Annotated in this window: 1 protein-coding gene; it reads left to right on the plus strand. The window is 53.2% G+C overall.

Features of this window, described 5'->3' with window-relative positions; genetic code table 11:
• Positions 1–671: 671 nt before the first annotated feature.
• On the plus strand, positions 672–1,733 hold the full coding sequence (locus KHU33_RS26020; RefSeq protein WP_211468433.1) for a DUF6602 domain-containing protein: 1,062 nt from the start codon (positions 672–674) through the stop codon (positions 1,731–1,733).
• The last annotated feature ends 22 nt before the right edge of the window (positions 1,734–1,755 follow it).

Consider the following 1,755-nt stretch of genomic DNA (forward strand, 5'->3'; position numbering starts at 1 on the left):
CCAACTCATGTTTTGGCGCAATATCGCCAACGACTATGTTAGGGGCGTTTGTAGCTGGAACCATAGCCAAGTACCTCTAAATCGCTCACTCGTTGCGACGATAGCCTCCCCCTTCTGCTGCTCGCCCCCCTAGCAGTTCGTTCCAAATCGGCCAATCAATCGAATTCCTTGAGCGTGTGCGACGCGGAAGCTCGTCGTGCGAATGCGCGACCTGGCCGGCAGTACCCGACCCTGAACGGTCTGTCGTCGCACCAAATGGAACGTCCGCTTACCGCGCCGACGCGGTCGCACCGGCCAATGATGAAGCAGCCACCATCGACTGCGGCGAATGAAAAAGTTGCTTCGTTAGCATGTTTACGCGTGCCCTAATATGCCGAACCGGAGTGCTAGATCACAAAGCAAGCTACGAAGATGAAAAGGCCTAACGGAGACCCAAGTCACTCGGGCCTTGATTGAATGCATAAGCGATGCTTGGTAGTTCGGACGGATCCAGCAACAGGAGCAACGCCACGCGCCCAAGCGTTCTCACGTCGAAGGCCGCCTGCAAGAAGTTGTAACGACCAACTTTCACCGATAATTCGAGCGGGAGCTCGCGCAGGTCATCGATGCGCCCGTTAAAATGAACTATGATTCATTCTTCGACAACCCCGACCTCGACTGTCCTATAGTGCATGGCAGATAAGAATCAATATCAAGCATTCGTACGTGCAAAGATCGGCGGGGCGATTGCTGAGGCTCGCGCCGCAAGTTCGCTAAAGCATCAAGGTGTCAAGGGAACGGTTCTTGAAATTTTGGTCGCGAGGCTATTTCGCCCCCTGTTGCCCAGTGATATTGGAATAGGCAGCGGGCAGATAATCGATCAAATGGGTGGAAACATGTCCACTCAAATCGATATTATTCTCTACGACAAGTCGATCTTGCCGCCCGCACTCTACGATGATAGCACCGGGATTTTTCCCATTGAAGCCGTCTTGTACGCCATCGAAGTCAAGACTACTCTAACTGCAAAGGACTTGGCGATCGCGCACGACAGTGCTACTGCTCTTCGATCGTTCGGGTATTTGCCTGGCTTGAAAAATGACGACGGCACTCTTCAGCATCACACGATTCAGAAAGTCCGAAGCGTCGTCTTCGCCCTTGGGTCAGACCTCTCCGGGAAAGCTTTAAAGGAATGCCTGCGTTACGAAAAAGTCTACAATCGTAAGCAGCAATCCCCGGTATTGGCTGCACTTTGCGTCGTGGGTCGAGAGTATTCCTGGAATCAGGGTGAGCACTGGGTAATTTATCCGGGCACGGAAGATTATGACGAGGTCCTGTCGTTCATTGGTGGGGTGACCAACAGCTACCGGGAGGTTGCGCGGAGCCGACATTACCCGAAACTTGGAAACTATCTCATTCCCCGCTCATCTTCACTCAGTTTAGGACCGAGGACAAGCCCGCTAAATAGAGTTGTCGTGACCTGCGAAACGTGCGGTGGGACCGGAAGACTCCGGCCAAAGGTTCCGTCGAAGAATCTAACGGTCAAGGGCACCATATCGAAAGATGCAGCTTGCTCTCGGTGTGGCGGCAAGATGACTTCTGCGCCAGGCGAATATGAGTTCGTTGACGGAGAGTTAATCAACGGCGACCCATTTATGTTGGTCGACCGGGATAGCAACCCCGAACCGGACCTTCGAATCTTTACCCGTGCCGATACCACCGCTCTTCCGGGGACGACAAATGAGGGTGGATAATAGCTTCCAAAATCGTAGGCCA

Source organism: Collimonas silvisoli (genome assembly GCF_018305005.1).
Classification (GTDB): Bacteria; Pseudomonadota; Gammaproteobacteria; order Burkholderiales; family Burkholderiaceae_D; genus Collimonas; species Collimonas silvisoli.